Here is an 8,779-nt window from a genome sequence, read left to right as displayed (position 1 = left end):
CTGTGGTTCTTGAGGGCCTCATCGGGGGCAAGCCCCCTCCCACAGGGGAATGCATTCCAAATGTGCGAGGGGGCTTGCCCCCGATGGCGTCCTCAGCCACGCCGCCTGAACAGCGCCCAAGTCCCAATGACCGCAGGAATACCCAACCCGACCCAACTCAGCGCATCCCACAGCCAATCCCTCTGGATGGGATGGGCAGTCGCTAGCCTAGTGGGTTGCGCGGTGGCTGGCGAGGGGGCCTGTGGTTCTTGAGGGCCTCATCGGGGGCAAGCCCCCTCCCACAGGGGAATGCATTCCAAATGTGGGAGGGGGCTTGCCCCCGATGGCGTCCTCAGCCACGCCGCCTGAACAAGGCCCAAGTCCCAATGACCGCAGGAATACCCAACCCGACCCAACTCAGCGCATCCCACAGCCCATCCCCCAGCAACGCGGCAAACAAACCGACGGCGCTGAGCAGGCCGATCCCCAGCGGAATGCCGAACACTTTCCAGAAACTCGATTGACGCGGCCTCATGCCTTGCCCGCCTTGCGCCGCACCCACCACAGGTACACACCGCTGCCGAGCACGACGATGGTCAGCCCATCCAGTAGCGCCCAGAGGATTTTCATCGGCATGCCGCCGTAGTCGCCGAAGTGCAGCGGCTGCGACATGCCCATGGCGTCCATGTACCACGGCCGCTCGGCGATCGCGGTGACGGCCAGGCTGCTGGCGTCGATCAGCACCGGCGTGAGCAGGTGCGAGGTCAGGTGGTTGCTGCCCTTCATGAACACCGCGTAATGGTGCTCACTGGAAAAGCGCGTGCCGGGGAAGGCGATGAAGTCCGGCTGCATGCCGGGCGCGGCTGCGGCGGCGATCGTGAGCAGATCGTTGGCCGGTGCGCGCAGGGTCAGCGGCGGGGCGTGCTGGTACGGTTCGATCATTGCGCTGAGGCTGTCGTTGCGCCAGGCAGCGATGATCAGGTCGGCGCAAGCGCTGATCACGCCGGTCACGCCGACCACCAGCGCCCAGGTCAGGGTGACCACGCCGATCAGGTTGTGCAGGTCGAGCCAACGCAGGCGGGTGGATTTGTCCTGGCGCACGGTGGCGAACGTCAAGCGGCGCATGAACGGCAGGTAAAGCAGCGTGCCCGAGACAATCGCCAGCACAAACAACAGGCCCATGAACGCCAGCAGCCACTTGCCCGGCAGGCCGGCGAACATATCCACATGCAGGCGCAGCAGGAACAGCGTCAAGCCGCCGTTGGCCGACGGCATCTCCACGGTTGCGCCGGTGCGCGCGTCGAGCATGAACGTGTGCGACGCATTGGGTTCGGTGCCAGCGGTGGCGGCCATGATCGCGATCACGCCGTGCGGGTCGTCTTCGTCCCACGCCAGGTATTGCATGACTTCGCCAGGGCGATGCGCCTGGGCTTTGGCCACCAGTTGATCGAGGTTCAGCTGTGGTGTGTCGGCGGGCATCTGCTGCAACTCGGGTTCGTTGCCCAGCAGGTGATCGAGCTCGTGGTGGAAAATCAACGGCAGGCCGGTAAGGGCGAGCAACAGCAGGAACAAGGTGCAGATCAGGCTGGTCCAGGTGTGGATAAAGGACCAGCGGCGGATGGTTCGGCTTTTCATTTGTTGGCCTTCAGACACACCCAAGCCGCCCCTGGAGGCGGCCGGGAGGTCAACTCAGTCGTTTACCACTGGTAGGTGGCGCTGGCGACCACACTGCGCTGGTCGCCGAAGTAGCAGTAGGAACCGTCACAGGTGGAGAGGTAGTCCTTGTCGAACAGGTTGGTCGCGTTCAGTTTCAGCGAGGCGCCTTTGAGGCTGTTGTCCAGGCGGCCGAGGTCGTAATGCACGGCGGCGTCGAACACCGTGTAGGCGTTGGCCTTGCCCGTCCAGGTATTGCCCTGGTCGCCATAGGTATTGCCGGTGTAGCGGGCCCCGGCGCCAATGCCGAAACCGTCGAGCATGCCGCTGTGCCAGGTGTAGTCCGTCCACAGGGAGGCTTGCTGGTTCGGCATCAGCTGCAGGCGGTTGCCCTTGTATTGGCCTTTTTGCACTTCGGACTTGGCCAGGGTGTAGGCGGCTATCAGCTTGAGGTTTTCACTCACGTCAGACACGGCTTCGAGTTCCAGGCCCTTGACCTTCACTTCGCCGGTCTGGTCGGTCACCGATTCGCCCCCGGCGCCGAAGCTGGTGACCAGCACGTTTTTCTGGGTCAGGTCGTAAACCGCTGCGCTGAGCAATGTGTTGGAGCCGGGAGGCTGATACTTGACCCCCAGTTCCCATTGCTTGCCCTGCGTGGGCTTGTACGATTTGACCGGGTCGACGCTGGCATTGCTCGCCGGCTGGAAGGACTCGGCGTAGGACAGGTACGGCACGAAGCCCGAATCGAAGACATAGCTCAGCGCCGCGTTGCCACTGAAGTTCCGGCTGCGGTCGGTGTTGGTCGCGTCGTCCTTGTTGAAGTACGTGGTGCCCTGATGCACCCAGTCTTCACGCCCGCCGAGGGTCAGGCGCCATTTGTCGAAGGCCATCTGGTCTTGCACGTAGAGGCCGGTCTGTATGGTTTTCTGGTTGTAGTCGTAGTACGCGTCGGAGCGCGGCGGGCGGACGATCGTCTGGCCGTAGGTCGGGTTGAAGATATTGGTCGTCCCGGCGCTGCCGAAAATCGACAGATACGAAGTGTCGGTGCGTTGATGATCGAGCCCCAGCAACAGCGTGTGCGTGATGTCAGCCGTGTTGAAGTCAGCCTGGAAATGGTTGTCGACCGCGAATTGGCCGATGTTTTCGTCAACGTTGGTCGACGAACGACCGATGTTGCCCGCAGCGTCGGCAGGGCCGTAGATCAGTGAGCCCACGGTCAGTTGCTGGAACGCCAGCTCCGACTTGGTGTAGCGCAGGTTCTGGCGGAACTGCCATGTATCGTTGAAGCGATGCTCGAACGCATAGCCCAGCGCGTAGTAGGTGCGGTCGTAAAATTCATAGTCCGGATCGCCCAGATTCTTGTGGTGGGAGACCTCGCCCAGCGGCGATTTGATCTTGGTGCCCTGGATCGGCAGGAACTGGCTGGTGGTGCCGGTATCGTCGCGGGTGAACTGCGAGAGCAGGGTCAGCTTGGTGTCGGTGTCGATGTTCCAGACCAGGCTGGGGGCGATGTTGTAGCGCTTGTTGTCGATATGGTCGACCTGGGTGCCAGCATCCCGGACCACGCCGCTGACGCCATAGAGGAACTGGCCTTCATCATCGATTTTGCCGGTGCTGGCGAAATTGATCTGGCGATAGTTGTCACTGCCGTATTGCACTTGAATGGCATGGCTCGACTCCGCGCTGGGGCGCCGGCTGACCATGTCCAGCAGGCCGCCCGGCGGGGTCTGGCCATAGACCGAGGAGGCAGGGCCACGCAGCAGGGCGAGGCGATCCAGGTTCCAGGTTTCGGCCTTGGGGTTGGCGTACACGCCGCGTGGCAACGGCAGGCCGTCGAGGAATTGGGTCGGTTCGAAGCCGCGAACGCGCATCCAGTCGTAGCGGGTGTCGCTGCCGTAGCTGGCGGACACAATGCCGGGCATGTATTTGACGGCGTCATCCAGGTTCTGCACGTTGCGGTCCTGCATCTGCTCGCGGGTGGCGACGGAGATCGAGCGCGGTGCTTCGACCAGCGCGGTATCGGTCTTGGTGCCGGCGGCGGTGCGCGTCGCCAGGTAGCCCTGCACCGGGCCCCAGGCGCTTTCAGTGTTGCCCTGGGCAACGATGCTGGTTTGCGGCAACGCCACGACCCCGTCCGCAATCGCCACCAGCGTGTAAGTCCCCGCGCTGCTCTGCTCCACCTGCAAGCCGCTGCCGCGCAGTGCCTCGCGCAGTGCGCCCGGGGCGTCGAACTGGCCCTGGACCGGCGCCGAGGTTTTGCCCGCGGCCAGTGCCGGGCTGAGGGTCAGCGCGAGGCCGGCCTGGCTGGCGATCTGGTTCAGGGTGGCGGCCAATGGCGCGGCGGGCAGGTTGTAGGCGCGCACGCTGGACGCTTGCTCGGCGGCGATCAGCACGCTGCTGGCCAGCGGGGTGCTGAGGGCAATGGCCACGGCTAACAGGCTGGGGCGCAACAAGGTGTCTAGCGTGCGGGACATAGGGCGGCTCCTGAATGGAAGTAATTCGCAATTACCCATGTGCCGAGCGAGATTCGAAAAGTGATAGGGCTTGGGGAAAATAATTGTTGCCTGGGGCTATTCGGTGTTCTTGAGGGCCTCATCGCGGGCAAGCCCGCTCCCACATTCGACCGCGTTCAGCCAGATGTAACGCGATCAAAGGTGGGAGCGGGATTGCTCGCGCGAGCAATATCCCCGACACCGCCGGACCTAGGGCCTACCCTTCACCGTCACCCACCACGGCGTGCGCTGTTCGATCCGCACCGGCAGCGTCGGCAGCAGCGCGTTGAGCGCCAGGGTGGTGTCGTGCAGCGGGAAGCTGCCGGTGATGCGCAGGTCGGCCACGGCGTTATCCACACCCAGGTAGCCGCGGCGATAACGGCTCAGTTCCTCGACCACATCGCCCAGGCGGGCGTTGTCCACCACCAGCATGCCGCGGGTCCAGGCGTCGGTGGCGGGGGTGACGGCGAGCAGCGGGCCGAGGCTGTCGCTGCGCATCAGCACTTGCTGGCCGGCCTTGAAGATCTGTTCCTGATGCAGCGCCTCGGGTTGCGCGGCCACCGCCGATTGCAGCACGCTCAGGCGCGTGGCGGCGTCCTCGCGCTTGACGATAAACCGCGTGCCCAGCGCGCGCAGGCTGCCGTCGCGGGTCTGCACGTAGAACGGGCGGGCATCGTTGTGGCCGGTTTCGACGAGGATTTCGCCTTCCTGCAACACGATCAGCCGGCGTTTTTCATCGAAGCGCACATCGATGGCGCTGTGGGTGTTGAGGTTGATCTGCGTGCCGTCCGCGAGTGTCAGCGTGCGTTGTTCGCCGGTGGCGGTGCGTTGATCGGCCAGCCAATAGTGGAGCGGTACATAACGTTCCCCGGCAAACAAGGCCAGGCCGCAGACCAGTGCGATACTCGCCAGGCCGCTGCCGAGTTTGCGCACGCGCTGGCGAATGCCCTCGCGTGACTGCAACAACGCCGCCCGCGCCGGGCCCGAGGCCACGCTGAAGCGCTGGTCGAGCAGGCCCAGTTGGCGCCAGGCGCGGGCATGTTCTGCATCGCTGGCCAGCCATTTGGCGAACTCCTCCTGTTCCACGGCGCTGCCGTCCCCTGAGTCGAGGGACAGTTGCCAGGCAATCGCCGCATCCAGCACCCGGGCCGACACCGGTTTGCAACTGATCGCACTCACAGCGGCTCGCCATACAACGCGATGTAGCACTGACGGATGCCCTGGGCCAGGTACTGGCGCACGCGCGGCACCGACACGCCGAGGCGCCGGGCGATGTCGGCGTGGCCCAGGCCGTCGATGCGGTTGTAGAGGAACGCGGCGCGGGCCTTGCTCGACAGCGTGCCGAGCAGGCGGTCGATGGCCTTGAGGTCTTCGAGGATCAGTTGCTGGTCTTCCGGCGACGGCTGTTCGCTTTGCGGGATCAGCATCAATTCGCTGAGGTAGGCCTGTTCCAGGGCGGCGCGGCGGAAGTAGTCGAACAGCAAGCCTTTGGCGATCGCCACCAGGAAGGCGCGGGGCTCGCGGGGTTCGCGCAACCCGTCGCGGCCGAGCAGGCGCATGAAGGTGTCCTGGCTCAGGTCTTCGGCGCGGCTCGGGCAGGCCACATTGCGCCGCAGCCAGGCCAGCAGCCAGCCGCGATGGTCGCGATACAACGCACCGACAAGCTCACTGTGTGGGGTCTGGACCGACGACAAGGCATCACCGAATAAACAAGTTTAAACTAACGAGAATTATTCGCGATTGTGTCAGAGGCGTGCAGCGGGCGCAATTGGCGTCTGTCCGGCGGTGCTATTAAAACGATGGCGCTTGCTTGCGCCGTTTCCATTGGCTCAAACGTGCTTGCAGGGCGCGCGGTGTGTCGATGTGCTGCTGGCGCGCGCGGCTGAGCAGGATCAGCATCAGCTCCGCAGTGGCCAGGGCGTCGGCGCTGGCGTGATGGCGTTCGCCCACCTGCAGGTGGAAGTGGTCGATCCAGTCGTCCAGCCCGGCTTCGCGCAGCAGCGCCTCGGGGTACAGCAGCGGGGCGATGTCGGCCACGTCGAGGAACGTATGGGCCAGGCGATAACCCAGGCTGTCCTTGAGCGCCCGGGCCAGCATGTGTTGATCGAACCGCGCATGGAAGGCCAGCAACGGGCTGTCGCCGACGAACTCCATGAAATCCAGCAACGCGTCCACCGGGTCACTGCCGGCGGCGATCGCGCTGGGGCCGAGACCGTGGATCAGCACGCTGGGGCTGAGTTTTGTTTCGGCGCGTTGCAGGGTGCGCTCGAACATCTGGGAAAAATCCACCGCGCCGTCCTCGATCACCACTGCACCGATGGACAACACCTGATCGCGGTTGAGGTTCAGGCCGCTGGTTTCCAGGTCCAGCACCACCCAGCGCTGGCTGCGCAATGCCGCGTCGCCCACCGCGACCGGCTGGGGTAACTGCGCCAGGCGCTGCTGTTGTGTTGCGTCGAGATGGGGTTTGGCCGTGCGCAACCAACCAAATAAGTTCACAGCTGATACCGCACGGTCAGGCTGCTTTGCAGGCGCTGGGCCTGGCGCAGGGATTCGCGCAGGATGCGCCGGTCCAGGTGGTTGAGGCTGTCGGGGTCGACGCGGTTGGAATACGGCTGGTTTTCCCGCATCTGCAATTGGTGCTGCTGCATGCGGGTTTGCTGGATAAAGTGATACGCCTCTTCATAGGCGGCGCCATCCAGCGGCTCGATCACTTCCTTGACCACCAACTGGCGCAGGCGCTCCAGGGTGTTGATGGCGTGGACGTCGTTGGCCAGGGCCAGCAGGCGCGCGCCGTCGACAAAGGGCGTCAGGCCTTGCACCTTGAGGTCGAGGGTGGCTTTTTCGCCGCCTTTGCGCGTCAGCACGAAATCGCGGAAGCGCCCCACCGGCGGGCGCTGGCGCAAGGCGTTCTCCGCCAGCATGCGCTGGAACAGGCGGTTATCCGCGACCTGGTCGAGAATGCCCTGGCGCAGTTGTTCACAGCCCTGTTCATCGCCCCACACCACTCGCAGGTCGAAATAGATGGTCGACCCCAGCAGGTTCTCCGGTGTGGCTTCGCGGATGAACGCCGCAAACCGTCGCGCCCATTCGGCCCGCGACAGGCACAGCTCGGGGTTGCCGGCCATGATGTTGCCTTTGCACAAGGTGAAGCCGCACTGCGCCAGGCTCTGGTTGATCTGCTGCGCGAGGGGCAGCAGGCGCGCGCGGATCTCAGCCGCTTCGGCGGCGTCCTTGGCGTCGAACAGGATGCCGTTGTCCTGGTCGGTGTAGAGCGTCTGCTCGCGCCGGCCTTCGCTGCCGAAACACAGCCAGGTGAACGGCACGCCGGGGTCGCCTTTGTCGGCGAGGGTCAGCTCGATGACCCGGCACACGGTGTGATCGTTGAGCAGGGTAATAATGTGGGTGATCTGGGTCGACGACGCGCCATGGGCCAGCATGCGCTCCACCAACTGGCCGATCTCGCCGCGTATCGCCACCAGGTTTTCCACCTTGGGTGCGTTGCGGATGGTACGGGCCAGGTGGACCAGGTCCACGCGTTGCAGGGAAAACAGGTCGCGCTCGGACACCACGCCGCACAGACGCTGGTCTTTGACCAGGCACACGTGGGCGATATGCCGTTCGGTCATTGCGATGGCGGCGTCGAAGGCGCTGTGGTCCGGGGTGAGGAAGAACGGCGCATGGGTCATGTGCGCGTCGATCGGCAGGGTGAAATCGCTGGTGCCGTCGGCCACTACCTGGCGCAGATCGCGCAGGGTGAAGATCCCCAGGGGCGCCTTGTGCTCATCCACGATCACAATGCTGCCGACCTGTTGCTCGTGCATCAGCGTCACCGCTTCGCGTAACGGCGTAGTCGGGCTGCACGTCACCGGGTGGCGCATGGCCAGCTCGCCGAGGCGGGTGTTCAAGGAGTATTGGGTGCCGAGGGTTTCCACGGCTTTTTGCTGCACTTGCTGGTTGACCTGATCAAGCAGGCTGCTGACGCCGCGCAAGGCGAAATCACGGAACTCGCTGGACAGCGCGAACAGCTTGATAAACGCCGGCTTGTTCAGTTGCAGGCAGAAGGTGTCTTCGGCGGCCTTGTGCTCGGTGCGCGTCGCACGTTCGCCCAGCAGTGCCGCAAGGGGGAAGCACTCGCCGGTGGCAATCTCAAAGGTGGGTTCGGCCGAATCCGGCCGTTCGCCGATGACCCGGCCCTGCTTGACGATGTAAAAGTGCTCCACCGGCCCGGCCGACGGCTTGAGGATGCTTTCGCCGGGGCCATAAAAGCGCAATTGGCACTGCTCTACCAGGAACGCGAGGTGCGCGTTTTCCATTTGGTTGAACGGCGGGAAGCGTTGCAGGAACTGCAAGGTGCCGTGGATGTTCTGCAACACCGCAGTTTTTCCCGCCTGGGCGAATGCATCAGCTTTACTCATAACTATGACCGCGATGTTTTTGTCGTTATCGTCCTGCATGGTCGACTCCTGCACGGCGGGTGCCCATTGGACGTAAGTCTAGGTCGATGAAAACGGCGCATAACTAGGGAAAAACCTTACATGACGATCGTCCAAACCCCGTAGAACGCCCACTAGGCAAACTTTCCGACGAAGTGCACATTGTTCGCCCTTCCGCAGATGTCTGACGAGTGTGCTGGGAGATTGATGAGAGCTAGC

At 64.0% G+C, this 8,779-nt stretch carries 7 protein-coding genes; all 7 read right to left on the bottom strand.

Annotation, left to right across the window (positions count from 1 at the left end):
* Positions 1–331: 331 nt before the first annotated feature.
* Positions 332–514 (bottom strand): hypothetical protein, encoded by a 183-nt coding sequence (locus NR164_RS03610; RefSeq protein WP_046489074.1) that lies wholly within the window; start codon positions 512–514, stop codon positions 332–334.
* Positions 511–1,614: a PepSY domain-containing protein gene (locus NR164_RS03605; RefSeq protein WP_256822310.1), complete on the bottom strand. Its 1,104-nt coding sequence runs from the start codon at positions 1,612–1,614 to the stop codon at positions 511–513. Before NR164_RS03605 ends, NR164_RS03610 begins: the two co-directional genes overlap by 4 nt.
* Positions 1,615–1,676: 62 nt before the next feature.
* Positions 1,677–4,106, bottom strand: coding sequence for a TonB-dependent siderophore receptor (locus NR164_RS03600; protein ID WP_256822309.1), 2,430 nt, complete (start codon positions 4,104–4,106; stop codon positions 1,677–1,679).
* A 228-nt stretch (positions 4,107–4,334) separates the two neighbouring features.
* Positions 4,335–5,303 (bottom strand): FecR domain-containing protein, encoded by a 969-nt coding sequence (locus tag NR164_RS03595; protein WP_046381829.1) that lies wholly within the window; start codon positions 5,301–5,303, stop codon positions 4,335–4,337.
* Complete coding sequence (locus NR164_RS03590) at positions 5,300–5,818, bottom strand: RNA polymerase sigma factor (protein WP_026140138.1); 519 nt, start codon at positions 5,816–5,818, stop codon at positions 5,300–5,302. The genes NR164_RS03595 and NR164_RS03590 overlap by 4 nt, the downstream gene beginning before the upstream one ends.
* 97 nt (positions 5,819–5,915) lie before the next feature.
* Complete coding sequence (locus tag NR164_RS03585) at positions 5,916–6,623, bottom strand: 3'-5' exonuclease (RefSeq protein ID WP_256822308.1); 708 nt, start codon at positions 6,621–6,623, stop codon at positions 5,916–5,918.
* Entirely contained in the window at positions 6,620–8,542 is a 1,923-nt protein-coding gene (locus tag NR164_RS03580; protein WP_169863684.1) for a DUF294 nucleotidyltransferase-like domain-containing protein, read from the bottom strand. The genes NR164_RS03585 and NR164_RS03580 overlap by 4 nt, the downstream gene beginning before the upstream one ends.
* Positions 8,543–8,779: the final 237 nt, after the last annotated feature.

Origin of the sequence: Pseudomonas sp. Pse79, assembly GCF_024519615.1 — a bacterium.
GTDB lineage: Bacteria > Pseudomonadota > Gammaproteobacteria > Pseudomonadales > Pseudomonadaceae > Aquipseudomonas > Aquipseudomonas veronii.
Note: the sequence above shows the minus strand (reverse complement) of the source record. Positions and strands in the feature narration are given on the sequence as shown.